At 64.0% G+C, this 19,915-nt stretch carries 22 protein-coding genes; 9 read left to right on the forward strand and 13 right to left on the reverse strand.

The window, feature by feature from the left end:
* Window positions 1-38: 38 nt before the first annotated feature.
* Genes AC1RNN_RS15205 through hutC form a run of 5 tightly spaced genes read right to left on the reverse strand, consistent with a single transcriptional unit; the run spans window position 39 to window position 4,720 of the window.
* Window positions 39-1,418 (reverse strand): formimidoylglutamate deiminase, encoded by a 1,380-nt coding sequence (locus tag AC1RNN_RS15205; protein WP_493089810.1) that lies wholly within the window; start codon window positions 1,416-1,418, stop codon window positions 39-41.
* The gene (gene hutG, locus AC1RNN_RS15210) at window positions 1,415-2,212 is read right to left on the reverse strand and encodes an N-formylglutamate deformylase (RefSeq protein ID WP_493089809.1); all 798 of its coding nucleotides are present in this window, start codon (window positions 2,210-2,212) and stop codon (window positions 1,415-1,417) included. The genes AC1RNN_RS15205 and hutG overlap by 4 nt, the downstream gene beginning before the upstream one ends.
* Window positions 2,209-3,426 (reverse strand): imidazolonepropionase, encoded by a 1,218-nt coding sequence (gene hutI / locus AC1RNN_RS15215; RefSeq protein WP_493089808.1) that lies wholly within the window; start codon window positions 3,424-3,426, stop codon window positions 2,209-2,211. Before hutI ends, hutG begins: the two co-directional genes overlap by 4 nt.
* The gene (locus tag AC1RNN_RS15220; RefSeq protein ID WP_493089807.1) at window positions 3,423-4,022 is read right to left on the reverse strand and encodes a HutD/Ves family protein; all 600 of its coding nucleotides are present in this window, start codon (window positions 4,020-4,022) and stop codon (window positions 3,423-3,425) included. Before AC1RNN_RS15220 ends, hutI begins: the two co-directional genes overlap by 4 nt.
* Complete coding sequence (hutC, locus tag AC1RNN_RS15225) at window positions 4,019-4,720, reverse strand: histidine utilization transcriptional repressor HutC (RefSeq protein ID WP_493089806.1); 702 nt, start codon at window positions 4,718-4,720, stop codon at window positions 4,019-4,021. Before hutC ends, AC1RNN_RS15220 begins: the two co-directional genes overlap by 4 nt.
* Window positions 4,721-4,798: 78 nt before the next feature.
* On the opposite strand from hutC, the gene hutU reads away from it, so the two are divergent.
* Both hutU and hutH read left to right on the forward strand, forming a co-directional pair.
* Window positions 4,799-6,493, forward strand: a complete 1,695-nt coding sequence (gene hutU / locus AC1RNN_RS15230) for a urocanate hydratase (RefSeq protein ID WP_493089805.1) — start codon at window positions 4,799-4,801, stop codon at window positions 6,491-6,493.
* Between the two features lie 25 nt (window positions 6,494-6,518).
* A complete protein-coding gene (gene hutH / locus AC1RNN_RS15235; RefSeq protein WP_493089804.1) occupies window positions 6,519-8,066 on the forward strand; it encodes a histidine ammonia-lyase in 1,548 nt (515 codons plus the stop codon).
* 15 nt (window positions 8,067-8,081) lie between these two features.
* Here the strand turns inward: hutH and AC1RNN_RS15240 are convergent, their stop codons facing one another.
* Together AC1RNN_RS15240 and AC1RNN_RS15245 are read right to left on the reverse strand one after the other, a co-directional pair.
* Window positions 8,082-8,612 (reverse strand): GNAT family N-acetyltransferase, encoded by a 531-nt coding sequence (locus AC1RNN_RS15240; protein WP_493089803.1) that lies wholly within the window; start codon window positions 8,610-8,612, stop codon window positions 8,082-8,084.
* Complete coding sequence (locus AC1RNN_RS15245) at window positions 8,609-9,190, reverse strand: helix-turn-helix domain-containing protein (protein ID WP_493089802.1); 582 nt, start codon at window positions 9,188-9,190, stop codon at window positions 8,609-8,611. Before AC1RNN_RS15245 ends, AC1RNN_RS15240 begins: the two co-directional genes overlap by 4 nt.
* 111 nt (window positions 9,191-9,301) lie before the next feature.
* Here AC1RNN_RS15245 and AC1RNN_RS15250 point away from each other — a divergent pair, with 111 nt between their 5' ends.
* Both AC1RNN_RS15250 and map read left to right on the forward strand, forming a co-directional pair.
* Window positions 9,302-9,577 (forward strand): ParD-like family protein, encoded by a 276-nt coding sequence (locus AC1RNN_RS15250; RefSeq protein WP_493089801.1) that lies wholly within the window; start codon window positions 9,302-9,304, stop codon window positions 9,575-9,577.
* A complete protein-coding gene (gene map, locus AC1RNN_RS15255) occupies window positions 9,577-10,368 on the forward strand; it encodes a type I methionyl aminopeptidase (protein WP_493089800.1) in 792 nt (263 codons plus the stop codon). Before AC1RNN_RS15250 ends, map begins: the two co-directional genes overlap by 1 nt.
* 158 nt (window positions 10,369-10,526) lie before the next feature.
* On the opposite strand, the gene AC1RNN_RS15260 is transcribed toward map, so the two are convergent.
* From AC1RNN_RS15260 to AC1RNN_RS15270, 3 genes are all read right to left on the reverse strand, one after another.
* Window positions 10,527-12,854, reverse strand: coding sequence for a tetratricopeptide repeat protein (locus AC1RNN_RS15260; RefSeq protein ID WP_493089799.1), 2,328 nt, complete (start codon window positions 12,852-12,854; stop codon window positions 10,527-10,529).
* Between the two features lie 4 nt (window positions 12,855-12,858).
* Window positions 12,859-13,155: a hypothetical protein gene (locus AC1RNN_RS15265; protein ID WP_493089798.1), complete on the reverse strand. Its 297-nt coding sequence runs from the start codon at window positions 13,153-13,155 to the stop codon at window positions 12,859-12,861.
* Between the two features lie 808 nt (window positions 13,156-13,963).
* Window positions 13,964-14,812: an RNA polymerase sigma factor gene (locus tag AC1RNN_RS15270; protein ID WP_493089797.1), complete on the reverse strand. Its 849-nt coding sequence runs from the start codon at window positions 14,810-14,812 to the stop codon at window positions 13,964-13,966.
* A gap of 101 nt (window positions 14,813-14,913) precedes the next feature.
* Between AC1RNN_RS15270 and AC1RNN_RS15275 the strand changes: the two genes are divergently transcribed.
* From AC1RNN_RS15275 to AC1RNN_RS15285, 3 genes are read left to right on the forward strand one after another with little or no spacing between them, the layout of a single operon-like run.
* Window positions 14,914-15,522, forward strand: a complete 609-nt coding sequence (locus tag AC1RNN_RS15275; RefSeq protein WP_493089796.1) for an ATP-dependent Clp protease proteolytic subunit — start codon at window positions 14,914-14,916, stop codon at window positions 15,520-15,522.
* Window positions 15,523-15,572: 50 nt separating this feature from the next.
* Window positions 15,573-16,043, forward strand: a complete 471-nt coding sequence (locus tag AC1RNN_RS15280) for a MarR family winged helix-turn-helix transcriptional regulator (protein ID WP_493089795.1) — start codon at window positions 15,573-15,575, stop codon at window positions 16,041-16,043.
* 34 nt (window positions 16,044-16,077) lie between these two features.
* Window positions 16,078-16,473: a DUF1398 domain-containing protein gene (locus AC1RNN_RS15285; RefSeq protein ID WP_493089794.1), complete on the forward strand. Its 396-nt coding sequence runs from the start codon at window positions 16,078-16,080 to the stop codon at window positions 16,471-16,473.
* Window positions 16,474-16,516: 43 nt separating this feature from the next.
* Here AC1RNN_RS15285 and AC1RNN_RS15290 read toward each other — a convergent pair whose 3' ends face one another.
* On the reverse strand, window positions 16,517-17,014 hold the full coding sequence (locus tag AC1RNN_RS15290; RefSeq protein ID WP_493089793.1) for a hypothetical protein: 498 nt from the start codon (window positions 17,012-17,014) through the stop codon (window positions 16,517-16,519).
* Window positions 17,015-17,083: 69 nt separating this feature from the next.
* Window positions 17,084-17,668, reverse strand: coding sequence for a TetR/AcrR family transcriptional regulator (locus tag AC1RNN_RS15295; protein ID WP_493089792.1), 585 nt, complete (start codon window positions 17,666-17,668; stop codon window positions 17,084-17,086).
* A gap of 86 nt (window positions 17,669-17,754) precedes the next feature.
* On the opposite strand from AC1RNN_RS15295, the gene AC1RNN_RS15300 reads away from it, so the two are divergent.
* Window positions 17,755-18,507 (forward strand): SDR family oxidoreductase, encoded by a 753-nt coding sequence (locus AC1RNN_RS15300; RefSeq protein WP_493089791.1) that lies wholly within the window; start codon window positions 17,755-17,757, stop codon window positions 18,505-18,507.
* Between the two features lie 85 nt (window positions 18,508-18,592).
* Window positions 18,593-19,516, forward strand: coding sequence for a DMT family transporter (locus AC1RNN_RS15305; protein ID WP_493089790.1), 924 nt, complete (start codon window positions 18,593-18,595; stop codon window positions 19,514-19,516).
* Here the strand turns inward: AC1RNN_RS15305 and AC1RNN_RS15310 are convergent, their stop codons facing one another.
* A complete protein-coding gene (locus AC1RNN_RS15310) occupies window positions 19,517-19,912 on the reverse strand; it encodes a RidA family protein (protein WP_493089789.1) in 396 nt (131 codons plus the stop codon).
* Window positions 19,913-19,915 lie beyond the last annotated feature (3 nt).

Here is a 19,915-nt window from a genome sequence, read left to right on the forward strand (position 1 = left end):
CTTGCGCACTATCCACGGGGGCTGGGTGCTAATTTGGCTTAAATTGTCCAGAGCGCGTACATGGCGGCCTCAAAGTCTTGGGCAATGCGATCCTGGGCGACATGCCGGCCCTCCTGCACCACGCGGCGGCCCGCGACCCAGACCTCGTTGAAGGTGGCGCCGTGGGTGGTGAACACCAGGGCATCCAGCGCATGGCTGGCAGGCACACCCCGCAGGCCGCTGGCCTGGGTGTCCAGCACCAGCAGGTCGGCGCGCGCGCCGCGCCTCAGTCCCCATAGCGCCTGGCCTGCGGCCGGGCCACCGGCCTGCACTGCGGCGTCGAACAGGCGTGCGGCCGTGGCCGGTTGCTGGGCGGGGGCAGCCGCCACATTGCGTTGTTGCAGGCGCAGGCGCTGGCCGTATTCCAGCCAGCGCAGTTCTTCCGCCCACTGGCGGCCCACATGGCTGTCCGAGCCCAGCGCCATGGGCACGCCCGCGGCCAGCCAGGCGGGCAGGTCCGCAAAGCCGTCGCCCAGGTTGCCTTCGGTACTGGGGCAGATGACGATGCCGGCGCCGCTGCGCGCCACGGCTTCAATCTCTTCGGGCACCGAGTGCGTGGCGTGCACCAGCTGCCAGCGTGCGTCCAGCGCGTGGCGCTGCGCCAGCCAGGCCATGGGGCGCTGGCCGGTGTGGGTCAGGCAGTCGCGCACCTCCTGCATCTGCTCAGCCACATGGATATGGATGGGCAGGTCCGCATCGCCCACCTGGCCCAGCAGTGCTTCTATGGATGGGCCGGACGCTGCGCGCAGCGAGTGGATGGCCACGCCGGCGTTCAGCAGCGGGCGCCGTGCGGCCTGCACCGTGGTTTGCAAGCGGGCGATGAAATCTGGCGTGCCGGCAAAGCGGCGTTGGTCTGGCCGCAGCGCGGGCTGGGCCAGGCCGGCGCGCTCGTACAGTACGGGCAGCAGCGTGAGGCCCGTGCCTGCGTCGGCCGCCGCATCGGCCAGGGCCCAGGCCAGCGTGGCTTCGTCGGCATAGGGCTGGCCGTCGGGCTGGTGGTGCAGGTAGTGGAATTCGCAGACCTGCGTGTAGCCGCCCTGCAGCAACTCCAGATAGAGCTGGGCCGCCACGGCGCGCAGCTGCGCGGGTGTGATGCGCAGCGCCACACCGTACATGCGGTCGCGCCAGGACCAGAAGTCATCCGCATCCGTATCGCGCCGCTCGGCCAGGCCGGCAAAGGCACGCTGGAAGGCGTGGCTGTGGGCGTTGACCATACCCGGCAGCACCGGGCCGGGCAGCACGGTGGCGTGCGCGGGCGGGGTAGGTGTGTTGGGCGTGATGTCGGCCCAGTGGCCTTGGGCATCCACTGCCAGGCACACATTGGCCTCCCAGCGTCCGTTGATCCAGGCTTGTGGCGCCCACAGCAGGGTCTGGCTCATGCAGGCCTCCAGTCCAGCATCGCTTGCACCAGCGCGCGCAACACGGGCAGCACCTCCGCCGCGCGGGCGGGGTCTATCGCGTAGGGCGGTTCCTCCGTCATGTAGCAGCGCCAGCACATCTCCAGCTGGATGGCGTGGATGTTGTCGGCCGGCCGGCCGTAGTGGCGCGTGATGTAGCCGCCCTTGAAGCGGCCGTCCACCACCTGGCTGAAACGACTTTGGCCTTGCAATACTTTTGATAGCGCCTCGCGCAATGCGGGTGAGGCGCTGCTGCCATTCACGGTGCCAAGGTTCAGGTCAGGCAACTGCCCGTCAAACAACCAGGGCAGCACGGAGCGGATGCTGTGCGCGTCAAACAGCACGGCGTGGCCGTGCACGCTGCGCAGGCGTTGCAGTTCCGCATTCAAGGCGTCCTGGTAGGGCTGCCAGTAGGTCTGGCGGCGCTGGTCCACCTCGGCGTCCGTGGGGGCCTGGCCGTCGCGGTACAGCGGCTCGCCGCTGAAGAAGCGCGTGGGGCAAAGCTCGGTGTTGTTCACACCGGGGTACATGGGCGCATTCTCGGGCGGGCGGTTCAGGTCGATCACATAGCGCGCATGGCGCGGAACGATGGTGCCCGCGCCCATGGCGCGCACAAAGGCGTAGAGCGGCTCCAGGTGCCAGTCGGTGTCTTCGGTGGCCAGTGCGCGCGGCAGCATGCGGGCTTGCAGGTCCGGCGGAATCTCGGTGCCCACATGGGGAAAGCTCACCAAGAGCGGCGTGCCGCCGGGCGTGAGGGTGTAGATGGGGGTACTCATGCAGTGCGCTCCACGCCGCCCACCACGGTGCGGCGGCAAGGGTTGTGGCCAAACCAGTAGGCCAGTTCGTTCGGGTGTTCCAGGTCCCACACGCAGAAGTCCGCGCGCTGGCCCGCTGCCAGCGTGCCGCGGTCGCGCAGGCCCAGGGCGCGCGCGCCGTGCACCGTGGCGCCACGCAGCGCCTCTTCGGGCGTGAGGCGGAACAGGGTGCAGGCCATGTTGAGCATCAGCGGCAACGATAGGCCGGGCGAGGTGCCGGGGTTGTGGTCCGTGGCCACGGCCATGGGCACGCCGTGGGCGCGCAGGGCGTCTATGGGTGGCAGCTGGGTGTCGCGCAAGAAGTAGTACGCACCGGGCAACAACACGGCCACGGTGCCGGCGGCTTGCATGGCGCGTATGCCGTCCACGCTGAGGTGCTCCAGGTGGTCGCAAGACAGCGCGCCAAACTCCGCCGCCAGCGCTGCACCACCCTGGTCGCTGAGCTGTTCGGCGTGCAGCTTCACTGGCAGACCCAGGCGCTGCGCGGTCTCGAACACGCGGCGCGTTTGCGCGGGCGTGAAACCGATGTTTTCGCAAAAGGCGTCCACCGCATCCACCAGGCCTTGCGCGTGCAGCGCGGGCATCCAGCCGCAGACGGCGTCCACGTAGTCGTCGGGTCGGCCCGCGTATTCGGGCGGCAATGCGTGCGCGCCCAGGTAGGTGGTGCGTACGCTCAAGGGCAGCGTCTCGCCCAACGTGCGCGCCACGCGCAGACAGCGCGCTTCGTCCTGCGCGCTCAGGCCGTAGCCGGATTTGATTTCGATGGTGGTCACGCCGCTGGCCATCAGGCTTTGGGCACGGTGGGTGGCACTGGCCAGCAGTTCTTCATCGCTCGCGGCGCGCGTGGCGGCCACGGTGGACCGGATGCCGCCACCCGCGCGGGCAATGTCTTCGTAGGTCGCGCCTTGCAGGCGCATCTCGAACTCGGCCGCGCGCTGGCCACCGTAGACCAGATGCGTGTGGCAGTCCACCAGGCCGGGCGTGAGCAGGGCGCCGCCCAGGTCGTATTCGTCTTCCACCTGTTTGGCCTGTGCAGCGGGCAAGTCCGCAGTTTCGCCGACCCAAACGATGCGGTCGCCCTGAGAAAGCAGCGCACCGTCTTCTATCCATCCCCACGGGGTACTGCCATGTAATGTGGCCAGTTTGGCGTTGCGCCAGAGGGTGAGGGGGGTCATACCAAGCCTCCAGTGGTGGCGCTTTGGGGGGAGAAGCCCAGCCAGTAGGCGCACAGGGCCTGCGCGCCGTCGTCCGCCACAAACTGCCAGCTGGCGCTGCGCGGGCGGGGGTGCCAGAGCAGGGTGTGGGCGTCCAGGTGCAGGGTTTGCGTGCCATCGGTCCAGCTACCTGCGTGGCAGGTGTAGAGGCCGCAGGCCGTCAGGCTGGCGCACCAGGCCTGGCCAGCTTGCACCGCCTGCATCAGGCCTTTGCCGCCGCGGGCCATGAGGTTCAGATCCTGTGTGGGGCCATCCAGCAGGCGGCAGCCGGGGGCGGCCGCGCCGTCAAAGCACAGCGGGGCGTCGCCCGCGTGCAGCCGCTGTTCACTGCCCAGCTGCAAGGCCACGCCCGCGCCCTCCAGCACCGCAAACCAGCGCTGTACGCCCGGGAAGGCGGAGAAGGGGCCGTCTTGGTCAATGTCGGCCCGGCTGATGCGCAGCTGCCAGGGATCTGCGGGGTCCGCGGGTGGCCAAGTAAGCAGCTCGCGCGTCCGCCCGCCGCCATTGCGCCAGGGCTGGGGGGCGCAGTCTTGGGCGCGTATGAGTTCGGGTGTCATGGCTTGAACTGCCCTTGCAGCTGGTAGCGCGCGCCGGGGTGCACCAGCCGCGCCAGGGTGATGGGCACATCGCGGTTCATGGTGCGGCGCACGACGATGAGGCAAGGGTCTGACGGGTCTATGCCCAGCAGCGCGGCTTCCTGCACGCTGGGGCGGCCGGCTTCGATGGAGTACTGCGCCTCCCACAGCGGCGCCACCTCCAGCAAGTAGTGGGTGGGTGTGGTCTGGGTGAAATCGACACCCAGGTAGTCCGGCGCGCAGGCGGGGTTCACATAGCGGTCTTCGCACTGCAGGGGCACGCCGTTTTCAAAATGCACGATGAGCGTGTGGAACACCGGTGCGCCCAGCGGCAGGCCCAGCTGCTGGGCCAGGCCATCGGCCGTGGCTTCTTCGCGCGAGAGCACTACGCGGGCCTGATGCTGGTGGCCGCGCGCCAAGATTTCTTCGTGCAAATCCTGGATGGTGAGCGTAGAGGCCACGCGCTGCAGATGGGCCGCAAAGGTGCCCACGCCTTGCACACGGGTGACAAAGCCCTCGGCCTGCAGCTCGCGGATGGCACGGCCCACTGTCATGCGGCTGACCTGGAACTGGTTCACCAGCTCGGACTCGGAGGGCATCAGCGTGCCCGGCGTCCAGCGGCCATCGGCCAGACCTTGCTTGAGGAACTCTTTGACGCGGGTATAGGGTGCTTGGGCCATGGTGCAAATTCTAGTTGCATAGACATGTCTAGACAAGTAGACTTCGCCGCATTCTTCGTTGTTTGTGAGAGAAAACCCATGGCACCCACCCCCACACCCGCACAGGCCCGCCCCGTACGCGCACCGCGCGGCACCGAACTGCATTGCAAGAACTGGATTACCGAAGCGGCCTACCGCATGCTGCAAAACAACCTGGACCCCGAGGTGGCCGAAAACCCCGACGCGCTGGTGGTCTATGGCGGCATTGGCAAGGCGGCGCGCAACTGGGAATGCTTTGACGCCATCCTGTCCTCCCTGCGCACGCTGGAAGACAACGAAACCCTGCTGGTGCAAAGCGGCAAGCCCGTGGGCGTGTTCCGCAGCCATGCGGATGCCCCGCGCGTGCTGATTGCCAATTCCAACCTGGTGCCCAAGTGGGCGACCTGGGAGCACTTTCACGAGCTGGATAAAAAGGGCCTGATGATGTACGGCCAGATGACGGCCGGCAGCTGGATCTACATCGGCAGCCAGGGCATCGTGCAGGGCACCTATGAAACCTTTGTCGAGGCTGGCAAGCAGCACTTTGGTGGCAGCCTGGCCGGTCGCTGGATTCTGACCGCGGGCCTGGGCGGCATGGGTGGTGCGCAGCCGCTGGCGGCGAGCTTTGCCGGTGCGTCTTCGCTGACCATCGAATGCCAGCAAAGCCGCATCGATTTCCGCCTCAAGACCCGCTATGTGGACGAACAGGCCAAAGACCTGGACGACGCGCTGGCCCGTTTGGCCCACTACACCGCCGAGAAGAAAGCCGTCTCCATTGCGCTGTTGGGCAATGCAGCGGATGTGTTGCCCGAACTGGTGAAGCGCGCCAAGGCGGGCGGACTGCGCCCCGATATCGTGACCGACCAGACTTCTGCGCATGACCTGGTCAATGGCTACCTGCCCAGCGGCTGGACCGTGGAGCAATGGCGCGCTGCGCAGGCCGATGACACGCAACACGCCGCGCTGCGCCAGGCTGCAGCGCAAGGCTGCGCCGTGCATGTGCAGGCCATGCTGGACTTCCAGGCCATGGGCATTCCCACCGTGGACTACGGCAACAACATCCGCCAGGTGGCGCTGGACCAGGGCGTGAAGAACGCGTTTGACTTCCCCGGCTTTGTGCCCGCCTATGTGCGCCCACTGTTCTGCCGCGGCAAGGGCCCGTTCCGCTGGGTGGCGCTGAGTGGCGACCCGGAGGACATCCGCAAGACCGACGCGAAGATGAAGGAACTGTTCCCCGAAGACAAGCACCTGCACCGCTGGCTGGACATGGCGGGCGAGCGCATCGCCTTTCAGGGTCTGCCCGCGCGCATCTGCTGGATCGGTCTGGGCGAGCGCCACCGCGCGGGCCTGGCCTTCAACGAGATGGTGAAGAACGGCGAGCTCAAGGCCCCCATCGTCATCGGTCGTGACCACCTGGACAGCGGCAGTGTGGCCTCGCCCAACCGCGAAACCGAGAGCATGCAAGACGGATCGGACGCGGTGAGCGACTGGCCTTTGCTCAATGCATTGCTTAACACTGCGGGCGGCGCCAGCTGGGTGAGCCTGCACCACGGCGGTGGCGTGGGTATGGGCTACAGCCAGCACAGCGGCGTGGTCATCGTGGCCGATGGCACAGACGCAGCAGCCAAGCGCCTGGAGCGTGTGCTCTGGAATGACCCCGGTACCGGCGTGATGCGCCATGCGGATGCGGGCTATGACATCGCTGTGCAATGTGCCAAGGAGCAGGGCATGAAACTGCCCATGATCACCAAATAATCACAACAACAAGAAAGAAACCCGCATGACTTCTCTCGTTCTCAACCCCGGCAAGATCACGCTCGACGAGCTGGGCCTCATCCACGCTGGCGTGTGCCAGCTGAGCCTGCCCGCATCGGCCCGTGTGGCCATGCGTGCCTCGCATGCGCTGGTCAAGGCCGCGGCCGATGGCGATGCGCCGGTGTATGGCGTGAACACCGGCTTTGGCAAGCTGGCCAACAAGCGCATCGACAAGGACCAACTGGCCACCCTGCAGCGCAACCTGATCCGCAGCCACAGCGTGGGCGTGGGCGAGCCGCTGGCCGCGCCCATCATGCGGCTGATGATGGCCACCAAGGCCGCCAGCCTGGCGCGTGGTTACTCCGGTTGCCGCGAGCGGGTGGTGGATACGCTGCTGGCCGTGCACAACGCGGGCCTGGTGCCCTGCGTGCCCTCGCAGGGTTCTGTCGGCGCGTCGGGTGACCTGGCACCGCTCTCGCACATGACACTGGCGCTGATGGGCGAGGGCGACATGCTGGTGAATGGCGAACGCGTGCCCGCGTTGCAGGCCCTCAAGGCGGTCGGCATCACCCCGCTGGAGCTAGAGGCCAAGGAAGGCTTGGCTCTCATCAACGGCACGCAGACTTCGACCGCGCTGGCGCTGCATGGTCTGCTGGCGTTTGAGCCCGTGCTGGAGGCTGCACTGCTGATCGGTGCGCTGACGCTGGACGCCGCGCGCGGCAGCGACGGCCCGTTTGACCCGCGCATCCACGCGGTGCGCGGCCAGCCCGGTCAGATCGACGTGGCGCAGTACTACCGCGAAGTGCTCAAGGGCAGCCCCATCCGCGCCAGCCATGCCGAGAACGACGACCGCGTGCAAGACCCGTACTGCCTGCGCTGCCAGCCGCAGGTGGTGGGCGCGGCACTGGACCAGTTGCGCCACGCCGCGCGCGTGCTGCTGATCGAGGCCAATGCCGTTACCGACAACCCCTTGGTGTTCCCCGACGACGGCGCCATGATTTCCGGCGGCAACTTCCACGCCGAGCCCGTGGCCCTGGCGGCCGATGGCATGGCCCTGGCCATTGCCGAAGTGGGCGCCATTGCCGAGCGCCGCATTGCCATGCTGATCGACAGCGGCGTCTCGCGCCTGCCGCCGTTCCTCACGGCCGATGCGGGTCTGAACAGTGGTTTCATGATCGCGCACGTCACCGCCGCCGCGCTGGCGTCGGAGAACAAGTCCATGGCCCACCCGGCCAGCGTGGACAGCCTGCCCACCAGCGCCAACCAAGAAGACCATGTCTCCATGGCCACCTTTGCTGCGCGCCGTCTGCAGGGCATGATCCAGAACACCGCGCACATCCTCGGCATCGAGTTGTTGGCCGCCGCGCAGGGCATCGAGTTTTTGCGCCCGCTCAAGAGTTCACCCGTGCTGGAAGAGGTGCACGCGCTCCTGCGCAAGGACGTGCCCGCCCACCATGTGGACCGCTACCTGGCGCCCGACATTGCCCACGCGACAGCGCTGGTGCAGGGCGGTGCGGTGGCCCGGCTGCTCAAGCCCCTGGGCGGTCTGCCCAAGCTCTGGATTCCGGGCTAAGACGGCGACCTAGGCTCAGCCGTCCACCGGCTGGGCGGGCGTGTCCAGCAGCAACTGGTAGAAGGCCAGATCCAGCCAGCGCCCGAACTTGAAGCCCACCTGCGGCAGCGTGCCCACATGCTGGAAGCCCAGCTTCTGGTGCAGGGCAATGCTGCCGGCGTTGGTGGCGTCAATCGCGCCCATCAGCGCATGCAGGTTGTTCTGGCGCGCTGTTGCAATCAGGGCCTGCATCACCGTGTGGCCCAGGCCTTTGCCGCGGTGGTCCTTGTGCACATAGACCGAGTGCTCGACCGTGTACTTGTAGGCCGTGAAGGCGCGGAACGTCCCATAGCTGCCAAAGGCCATGAGCTGGCCGGCGGCGTCTTCCACCCCCAGCACCGGAAAGCCGCCCTTGCGCTTGGCCTCGAACCAGGGGCCCATGCTCTCGCGTGTGCGGGGCTGGTAGTCGTACAGCGCGGTGGAGTTGACGATGGCGTCGTTGAAGATGTCCAGGATGGCATCCCCATGGCGCTCCAGGGTGCAGGGAATGAGAGGGGCGGTGGTCATGGGTTTCTCCTGGGGGTGGCAGTGCTCAGCGCCAGCACATAGCGAGCGTCGGCGGGGCCGGGGTTGTGAAAGACGATGTGCTGGCCCAGCTCCATGGCCAGGCAGTCGCCCGCCTGCAGCGTCCAGAGCTGGTCGCCCACCGTGATGCGCATGGCGCCCTGCAGCACCCAGACCTGCTGGTGCGTGGTCTGGCTGCGGCTGGCGGTGTCAAAGGCCACGGTCTTGCCGGGCGGAAACTGCACCTCCACCAGCTCCAGCGGCGAGGGGTGGGCTGGGGGCGACAACTGCCGCCGTACATAGCCAGACTCCGGGTCCGTCCAGACCGCCTGGCTGTCATGGCGCGCCACCGGTTGCGGCGCGACCGCGTCGTTGGCGGGCTGGAAGAGGGACTGCAGCGTCACCCCCAGCGCATTGGCCAGCTTGTCCAGCACCGTGGCGGTCGGGCTGGTTTCCTGGCGCTCGATCAAAGAGATCATGGAGCGGCTGACCCCGCTTTGGGTGCTCAACTGCTCCAGCGTCAGGCCGGAGGCCTTGCGCAGGTCGCGCACGCGTTGGGAAATGAGGGCGTCGATATCCATAAATCCACTATATTAGATTTTATTTCCATAATTCTCTGAATCTGTGTGCTGGGTGTGCAGGAAAAATATGAAATATATATAATTCGTATACGTTTCATATGGAGGTTGCCTATGGGCATCGTCAAAATTTCGGACCAGATGCACGAGAACCTGCGGGTGGCAGGCAATGCGCTGTCGCGGTCCATCAACGCGCAGGCCGAGCACTGGATGCGCGTGGGCATGCTCACCGAGATGTACCCCGAGCTGGACCATCGCGAGATCTGCCAGCTGCTGATCCGCGCGGAACTGGCAGGGGGACTGGACATCCTCGGGGCCGTCAGCGCCCGGCTGGGCAAGCCGCCGTTGGGCGGGCCTGCCGTGGCGCCCCTTGCGGCAGGGCAGCACTGATGGCGCACCGCGTTCCCATCAAGTCCGCCCAGGGCATGGCCATGTCACGCCGGGCGGCCCAGCTTGCCGCCGAGGTGCTGGCCATGATCGAGCCCCACGTGGTGCCCGGCGTCACGACGGAAGCGCTGGACCGCATCTGCCACGACTACATCGTCAAGGTGCAGGGCGCCATCCCGGCCAACGTGGGCTACATGGACTACCCCAAGACCATCCTCACTTCGGTCAACCAGGTGGTGTGCCACGGCATTCCCTCGGCCAAGCAGACACTCAAGGCGGGTGACATCGTCAACATCGACGTCGCTGTGAAGAAAGACGGCTGGTTTGGTGACACCAGCCGCATGTACTTTGTGGGCGAGCCCAGCCCACTGGCGCGCCGCTTGGTGGAGACAACGTATGAGGCCCTGCGCACCGCCATCCAGCAGGTCAAACCCGGCGCCACGCTGGGCGATGTGGGCCACGCCATCCAGACCGTCGCACACCGCGAGGGTTTCAGCGTGGTGCGCGAGTACTGCGGCCACGGCATCGGCCAGATTTACCACGATGAACCGCAGGTGCTGCACTACGGCCAGCGCGGCCAAGGCCTCAAGCTGGAGCCTGGCATGGTCTTCACCATCGAACCCATGCTCAACGCCGGCAAACGCGACACCCAACAACTCGCCGACGGCTGGACCGTGGTGACCAAGGATCGCTCTCTTTCCGCCCAGTGGGAGCACATGGTGGCGGTGATGGAAACGGGGTACGAGGTGTTGACGGCGTGGCCTGGGGGGACGGGGGCTTATCCGGCGATGTGAGGCGGACTAGATCTGAAGATCTAGTTCCTTTGGGTTTCGTTAATGTCAAGCGAGAAGAGCGGTATCTCCTGTTTTTCATTGGTGCGTTTCGCACTTGAAGCCGAGATTTTTTACCATTACGCAAGATTTATTTGTGCTGGCCGTTATGGTTTTTTATATTAACCCTGCTTGATTCGCCACATCGCGAGCAAGGCGTCCTCCCAGTTCTTGGCGAACAACGGAGCATCAAACAGTGGAGACGCCAAGGCTCGTTCGCGTAGCGACAACCGCAGAGTGTTCAATGCCTTTATATCGGCGGCATGGGCCTGAGCCTTGGCGACATAGTCCTCTTCGCTCTCGGCAATCCAGTCGTTCAGGCCCACGCAGCCAAGCATGCTCACACCCTGGCGGCCAACCATGCTGTTGCCGCGCAGCGTCAAGGTCGGTACACCCATCCACAAAGCCTCGCAAGTGGTGGTGCCGCCGGTATAGGGAAAGGTGTCCAAGATAATGTCGACCTGCGCATAGCTCGCTAAGTACTGTTCCCGCGGTAGTGGGCCGGCCAGAGTGACCCGGGACGGGTCAATGCCTGAAGCTTGCAACTTGCTGTTGAAGGATTGCTGAAAGGCTTCGTCGCTGACCTGGTGGCTTGTCAGATATAGCCTGGATTTGGGCACGGCTTCTAGCACACTGCCCCATACGGCCAGAACGCCAGCATGGATTTTGACCAGCGACTGGTAGCTGCCGAAAGTAACAAAGTTATTATGCAGAGCTGGCGTCGAACTGGGCTGCAAGGCGCTTAAAGGTGGGGTAAAGCAATGCCGGGAGTCCGGCATGTAATACACGTCTTCAGTGAATTGGTCCTTGTGGGCGGGCGGAACGCTGGCGGTGTCTGCCAGTACGAAGTCCATACTCGGCAAACCTGTGCTGGCCCAATAACCCAGCCAGCTGACTTGCACAGGGGCCGGCTTCAGTGCGAATACGGGCAGACTGTTGCCCTCCGCATGACCGTTGAGGTCAATCAAGAGCTGTATGCGATCCGAATGAATTTGCTGCGCGACATCCTGCGCGCGCTTGCCAACCACTTGGTGCCATGCTGCAAAAAAAGGCCTCATGCGGTCGCTAAGGGAATCAGTTTTTGCACCACTGTCGTAGGCAACCAGTTGTATGCGCTGTGGATTAGTGTGGGCGACTACGGCCTCCAGAAAGTACCCAACGGCACCATTGCAGAGGTCCGCAGAGATAAGCCCCACCCGTAGAGGACGTTTTTTGGCACAGTCCGTAGCGGCTGGCCATTCGGTATACGCGGTGTTTGCAAGGGCACACAAACGCTCCCCGAAAGAGCGCGCCTCAACCACATATTGGGCTGCCGATGTGTTGGGGTCGGCGCTCAGGGCTAGCATCAGGTTATTGCCGCCTTGCACATGGTGTGGATCCAGCTGTTGGACTTGGCGAAAGTAGGCTATGGCGGCAGACAGGCGGCCTTGGCGCACTAGACAGCCGCCCAAATTACTGAGGAATACCGGGTTGGAAGGCTGCAAGTTGCAGGCTGTTTGAAAACTTTCCTCGGCTTCAAGGAAGCGGCCCAGCGACGCTTGCACTGCTCCTAGGTTGCTGTACGCATTGGCATCATTTGGGTTCAGCGTCAGGGCCTTGCGGCTGTGCTGCTCAGACTCGGACTGGCGGCCTAACTGCATGTACAGAAAGCCGAGGTTCTGGTGTATCTCTGCTGAGTCCGGGCTGATTGCAAGCGCACTCAGTAGGCCCTGCAGGGCAGCTTCAACCTTTCCTAGCTTGAACAAGCAGGTGACGCGGCCGGTATGGAAGCTGGCTTCGCGACCTTCGAGTCCGATGGCTTTGTCGAAATAAGCCAGAGCTTCCTTCCACTGCTCTCGCTTTTGCAGCATCATGGCTAGATTGCCATAGGCCTGTGACAGCTGTGGATCCAGTCGCAGCGCTTGGCTATAGGCAGTGCAGGCAACGTTCCAATCTTCGCGGTGGAAGTGCAGATTACCCGAGAACAGGTGAAACGACGCGTTGTGCGGAAAGCGCTCTAGACCCCGGTCTATGGTGCTGCGTGCGCGCTCCAGCTCCCCGGCTTCGAATAAGGCCTGGCAAAGCTCTCCGTACAGCGGCTCGAATTCAGGCTGCAGGGCCAGTGCCTGCTCGAAGTACGCTGCTGCTTGGGTGCTTTGTTTGAGGCTGGCGCAGACCTGGCCGGATAAATAAAGTGCGTCGAAGCTCACTGGCTGCAGTCGTCGTGCCTGGGCTAAGGCGGTTAAGGCAGCATGGACTTGGCCGGCCTGCTGTAGCGCAAAGCCCAGGCTTATGTGCGCGTCTGCAGAGCTGGGTTCCAAGGCGACCGCGCGTTGGTAGCAGTTGATAGCGGCCTGCAGATGGCCTTGGTCCAAGTAAGCATTACCCTGCCGGCGCTCCTCCTTGCTGCTGCTAGTTGGCTCGATGGGAGCGGGGGTGGGGGAGAAAATCTTTTGGAGCCAGTTTTTCATGCACTCACAGGCGTTGCAGCAGCCACTCGGTCAGCTCTTCCAAGTAAGCTTCGTCGTAACCAGCATCTTTCAGCGTCCATTTGAACTGGTTACCCAGGCGAGCTCGAGTGTAGATATTGAGTTTGTGGTCGGCTTTGAATTGCTGCACGCGCCGGTCCATTTGGACCAGAAGATTCTGAGTCTTATTGGCGAACTTCTTGTCCTTGGTCGGCCGGTTTAGTGGCATTTGCTCGACGAAAAACTGTGCCAGCTCGCCGCCAAACTGGTGGGCATCCTTAGCGTTAAACCAGTTCAGTAACATGTATCTCTAAGTTGGCTTGAAGTTGCCCCGAATTGTAACGGTCGCATGGTGGGGCCTGCTCGGGTGTTTCGCTGATAGTGGCTCATGCCCGGCGTGTCTGATCTACCGTACCTGTTCTGCGGGGCTGGCTGTTTTGTCTGTTTCGATGCGACTTGGTTGGAGGTGTATGCATATCTAATTACATATTTGGTAGTGTCCGGGCAGCGGAACTGCTCGGGGATATCTGGGAAGCCCAAACTCGTTTGACTTAGTCGTCGCTCAAACGGCGTGTTGCTCGGGTAGCAATAGATACAGATACGAGCAGTTACGATGGTCATTGTGTAGCTCAGGGATTGTTGTTTGGCCAAGCCATAGGCGTCGGTAAAGTTGCGTTGGATTGCAACGAGAGTTGCTGTGAGTTTCATGTGCCCCCATGCTTCGGACTTACAGTCGTCATATAGCGACACAATGATCTGGAAGTCTGTAGTTCATATGGAAGCAATGCTTGAAGTTTGTGGATCAGCAGTGGGTTAAAGGCTTGCCGGAGTACGGTCACTCTACGGAATCGATCATCATCCATTCCCAGTTCTGGATGTGAAGAAGGGGTGAGCTTTGCTCTGGGCCAACTTCGATCTCCGGGAGCGCCTTGATGGCTTGGGCAGCTTGGATGTCCCGCCGCTCTTGAATCTGTGCTTTAGTTTCTGTTGGCGTATGTCGTAGGCGCTGGGTGTTATCGCAATACGCCCAGAAAGAACTGGAATCCCTCAGGACTTGAACTTTTGGGGCTTGCGAAGGAAGGTAAACATGGCTTTGAGAGTTGTGTGAATTGCTATATAAAACTGATAGCGCCTATTCCACAAGGGGGCAGAGGCCAATTTGACTGGTAAAGCAGAGCGGCGTCAGCTTCGTACTCCGCCCGTGCCCCCAGCGGCACCACGCACAGGCGGATGCCGTCCAGCGTGAGCACCAGGCCCAGCTGTCCGCCTATTTGCACCACGCCGCTGGCAAGCACATGGGGCGCTGAAGCAGTCTCCGCACCTAAAGCAAACGCCTCCGCCATCGCACTGATAGGCGGATGGCGGAGTATGGCCCACAGGACTTGCGGGTCGCGCAGTTGCAGGGACTGCAGGTAGACGCGGAACGTGGCCTCTTCGTTGGGTTCGCGCTCAGAAGATTTGGCGTCATCCACCGTACCCCGCACCTGCCGCAGCCCCAGCAGTGCGCGGCGCAGTTGTTGGCGGCTGGCGGCTTCGGATCGGCCGCTGGCCTTGGCGATTTCGGCGTGGCTGGCTTCAAAGACTTCGTGCAGCAGCAGGGCGGCGCCGTCTTCGGGCGCAAGGTGGGTGGCCAGCAGACGCAGGGCGTGGGTGGCTTCCTGGGTCAAGGCTGCGTCCGCCTCGGCGGAGGGGGATGCGGGCTCTGCCTCCGGCACGCCCGTGGCTTCCAGCCACTGCCGCATCCAGCTGCGGCGGCGCAGGCGGTCTATGGCCAGGTTGCGTACCACGGTCAGCAGCCAGGCCTGGGTGGAGTTGAGTTCGCCCTGCCTGCCTTCCAGCACGCGTACATAGGCGTCCTGCACCGCATCTTCCGCCTCGGTCGGGCCCAGCAGGCGGGTGGCGGCGCGCAGCAGTTGGCGGTGGTCGATGTCGGGCAGGGGGAGGGGGCGTGCGTCGTACATGGGCGCATGGTGCCATAGCGGGCTGGCCCGCGCCGGGGCAAGCCCATGTCACGAAAACTGCGCCCCGTTCGTCATGGCAGTTCCAACACAAGGAACCCACCATGGAAACCCCAGACAAGACCGATACCCCCAGCGCCAACCCCGAGCCGCGCACCTCCTACCTGGAGGAAAAAACCTTCAAGTCCCGCACGCTGCTGATCTACGGCAGTGTGACCGACACCATGGCCGCCGACGTGACGCGCCGCCTCATCGCACTGGACGCGGACAGCGATCAGCCCATCGACGTGTTGGTCAGCTCGCCCGGCGGGCATCTGGAGTCGGGCGATGCGATTCACGACATCCTGCGCTTCATCGCCGCGCCGGTGAACATGATCGGCACCGGCTGGGTGGGCAGCGCGGCCACGCATCTGTACCTGTCCGCCCCCAAAGAGCGGCGCTTCTGCACGCCCAACACGCGCTTTCTCATCCACCAACCCAGCGGTGGCTCCGGCGGGCCGGCCAGCGACATTGCCATCCAGGCGCGCGAGATCGTAAAGGCGCGTGAGCGCATTGCCCGCACCATCGCCCGCGAAACCGGCAAACCGCTGGAGAGCGTACTGCTCGATATCGAGCGCGACTACTGGATGTCCGCCGAAGAGGCGGTGGAATACGGCCTGGTGTCACGCATCATCGAGCGCAAGACCGAGCTGGCCACCCCTCGAGGTGCTTGACATAGGTTTCTGTGGAAACTAAACTTCAATAAGTTTCCAAGGAAACCACAATGAGCACACGCAAAAAACCAGCCTCACCATCACCGCTGGAGGCCCATCTGGGCTTCTGGCTGCGCTTTGTATCCAACCATGTGTCTCTGCGCTTTGCGCAACTGCTGGAAGAGCAGGGCGTTACGGTTACCGAATGGGTGGCACTGCGCACGCTTTGGTCGCAAGACGAAACCACGCATGCGGAGTTGATCGATGCCCTGGGCATGACCAAAGGTGCGGCGTCCAAGGTGGTATCTCGCTTGGAAGAGAAGGGCCTGGCCGGGCGGCAACTGGTGGATGGCCGCGCCCGCGAGCAAAGCCTGGGCCTGACCGCGGCAGGCAAAGCGCTGGTGCCACAGCTGGCCGCGCTGGCTGACGCCAATGACGATCACTTCTTTGGCCACTTGCCTGCCGCAGAGCGCCAGGCACTGGCCCGCGCCATGCAGGCGCTGGCGCAGCACCACCAGCTCAAAGACCTTCCCACTGCCTGATACGCCAGGCATTTCCTTCCACAGAAAGCGCACCATGAACGACAGCACGCTATCGACCATTCGATCCACCTTTGAGGCTTCCAACCAGGGCAGCATCCATTTTGGCCAGGTCATTGGCCAACTGGTCGGTGCCGGGGTGGAGTCTTATCACGTGGACTACCGCAGTGGCCGCAGCAGCTACTACCTGCCCGACGGCAGCACGGCTGATTTCAGCTTCGAGCGCCCGCAGCACGGCATTGCCGACGCCTTCGACGGCGACGCCGTACGCGCCGCCATCAAGGGCGCCCAGCAGGGCAGGGTGATGTACCCGGAGTTCAAGAAACTCACCCAAGCTGCGGGATGCGTGGGCTACACGGTCTGGAGTGCAGGCCGCCATGTGGTCTATCTGGGCCGCCGTGGCGAGACCCATGTGGAGCAGTTTCCGAACTGATTTGCTATCAAAACAGAAGCTGCTTGCGAACATTCCACAGGGGCTAGACGCTGACTTTGCGTTGAACGCGGATCGTCCAGGCCTGAATCGCAAAGCCCACCAGAAAGATCACCACCCACGCCAGCAAGGTGCTCTGCACCAGCGGGTGCTCCGGCCCGGTGGCCAGCGGTTGTGATGCGGGCAGGCGGGTCAGCGTTTCGTTGATGCCGGGCACCAACGTCAGGAAGAAGCTGAACGACAGGCCGAAGGTGGCCAGGTAGGGCCGCGCCCAGCCCAGGAAGGACAGGCGCGGGATGAGCAGCGCGCCACTGACGGCCAGCAGCGCCAGGATGCCCAGCGCGTGCCCGGGGTTGAAGCCGCCGGTGCTGGAGAGGCCGAAGGCGGTGAGCACCGCCACCAACAGCCCGCCCAGGTAGACCTTGCCCGAGCGCGTGGCCGGCTGGATGCCGCGGTACTTGGCAAAGCTGTAGATACCGGCCACCACGGGCACCAGGCTGATGGCGGTGTGGGCGATGCCGAGGAGGGAAAGCGGATTGGGCATGGTGTGTTTCCTATCTATTAGTTGGTAGATTGATCGGGCAAAAAAAGGGAAGGGCGGTGGGTTGGACAGTTATTGCGTCGTCAGCCGACGCACCAGCGGCTGCACGATGCGGGGGAACATTTCCGGGTCTCCATAGGCGCGGGCCGACAGCATGGCGCCGTGCACCGTGGCCATGAAGGTTCGGGCTTCTTCCTCGGCCGTGGCCTGCAAAAAGAAAGCCTTTTGTGCCGCGCCCCGCGTCAACACGGCGGTCAGCCAGGCGCTCAATTCAGAAAAATGGCCGCGCACCTCGTCCGCTACCTCGGCGGGAATGGCTGGCAACTCCGCCGCCAGCATGGCGCAGACGCAAAAGGGCAGGCTGCCTTCGCGGATGCAGGCAGACCAGTAGTCCGTGTAGGCCCGCAGCTGCGCCACCGGGTCGCTGATCTGCTGCTCCATCGCAGCAATGCCGGCCACCGTCTCAGCGCGGTAGCGCACCAGCACCACGCGCACCAGCTCCGCCTTGCTGGCAAAGTGGTGGTGGATGCTGGGCTTGCTGATGTTCACCGCGGCAGAAATGTCCGCGTAGCTGAACCCGTTGTACCCCCCGGCCGCCAGCAGCGCACGTGCGCAGGCAACGATTTCGGTGGCTTTGGGGGAGAGTTCGGTGTCCATGGGATAGAGTCTACCAACTAGTAGGTTTATGTGTCAAGTGCCCCGTCTGCTACAAAGCAAAGGTTCTACTTTTGGAAGGCCTTCTCATGAACTCCAAGTCCCCCGTCGCTTTGGTTACCGGCGCTGGCACCGGCATCGGTCGGGCCGTCGCCCTTACGTTGTTGAAGGCGGGCTACCGCGTTGTGCTGGCCGGGCGGCGGATCGGCCCGCTGACCGAAGTGGCCCAGGCCAGCGGTACGGCGAATGCCTTTCCGTTTTGTGTGGATGTGGGCCAGCCCGAATCGGTGGACGCGCTGTTTGCCATGATCAAGGACACCTTTGGCCGGCTGGATGTGTTGTTCAACAATGCCGGCGTGGGCGCGCCCAAAGTCAACTTCGAAGACATCAGCTTTGCGCAATGGCAGACCGTGGTGGACGCCAACCTCACCGGCTCCTTCCTCTGCGCGCAAGGCGCCTTCCGCCTGATGAAGAACCAGACGCCCCAAGGCGGGCGCATCATCAACAACGGCTCCATCTCCGCTCACGCGCCGCGCCCCAACTCCGCCCCCTACACCTCCACCAAACACGCCATCACCGGCCTCACCAAATCCATCTCTCTGGACGGCCGCAAGTACAACATTGCCTGCGGCCAGATCGACATTGGCAACGCGCTGACCGAGCTGTCCGCCCGCATGTCCACCGGCGTGCTGCAGGCCCATGGCGAGATTGCCGTGGAGCCGATGATGGATGTGCAGCAGGTGGCTGACGCCGTGCTGCACATGGCCCAGCTCCCGCTGTCCACCAACGTGCAGTTCATGACCATCATGGCCACCAACATGCCATTTGTGGGCCGAGGCTAGTTGCTATTAAAAGAGAAGCTGCTCGCGCAGATTCCACGGGGGCTAGAGCCCGATTCTTCTTGTAATCCAGAAACCCATTGCTGCCATGTCCTCCGTCCCGCTTCAATCCCACCACACGCCCAACGCAGCCCGCCTGGGCCTGCTGGCCGCCTGTGGCGCGGGCTTTCTGTGGGGCACGGGCGCGCTGGTCGTGAACGTGCTCATCGCCCGCCACGGCTTCACGCCCGAGAACATTTCTTTCTGGCGGTTTCTGGTCGGGGCCGTCGTGTTGATGGCTATGTTTGCGCGCCGCAGCTTGTGGGCCACGGTGCGGCCGCGGCTGGGCATGGTGCTGGTCGCTGGCACCTGCATGGCCATGTATGTGCTGTGCTGGTTTTTGGGCATTGAGCGCATAGGCGCCGCCATCCCCACGCTCATTGCCCTGTGTTTGCCCCCGGTGCTGGTCACGCTATGGGCGCTGATGAAGGGGCGCGAAAGGCTGGACGTCACCCTGGTGCTGGCGCTCGTGGCCGCTCTGGGCGGCACGGCGCTGCTGGTGTTGCGCCATGGCGGTGCGTCTGGTGGCAGCGGTGCTGTGCTGGCGGGTGTGGCGTTCTCGGTGGCGTCGGCCGTGCTCTATGCCGGGTTCACCTTGGTGAGCGGGCGCCTGTCGCAAGACCTGGGGGCAGGGCAGGCGGCGGCCTGCCTCACGCTGGTGGCTGCGGTGGTGATGGGCCTGACCGGGTTCTTCCGTCCGCTGGTGTGGCCTGCCGATGTGCCGCCGCAGGCCTGGTTTCTGTACCTGGGCATCGTCACCGCGGCGCTGGCCCTGCTGGCATTCAGCTGGGGCGCTGCGCGCCTGAGCCCAACCGCACTCACCGTGGCCACGCTCGTGGAGCCACTCACCGCCGTGGTACTGGCGGCCCTGCTCTTGGGCGAAGCGCTGGCGCCACTGCAATGGCTGGGCGGCGCGTTGCTGATCAGCAGCATCTGGGCGCTCGGCAAGCGCGGCGCCAGTGCGCATGGGTAGTCATGGCGCTGGCAGCTTGGCAATCACCTTGATCTCGAACTGAAAGCCGTAGAGCCAGGTCACGCCCACACCCGTCAGCGTCGGGTGTGGGGCCTCGCCCCAAAACTCATGGATTACGGGCCAGATGGTCTCCAGATGTTTCTCCGGCTCCACGATGAACACCGTAACGTCAATCACGTCATCGAAGGTGCAACCCGCAGCCGCCAGGATGGCATTGAGGTTCTCAAACGCCAGGCGCACCTGCTTCGTCAAATCAGGTTCCGGCGAGCCATCCGGCTTGCTGCCCACCTGGCCTGACACAAACAAAAAGCCATTCGACTGGATGGCGGGCGAGTAGCGATTTTGCTCATAGAGCGCCTGGCGACCAGCGGGAAAAACAACATTGCGGACTGACATGGA

The organism is Rhodoferax sp. GW822-FHT02D07, assembly GCF_058802405.1.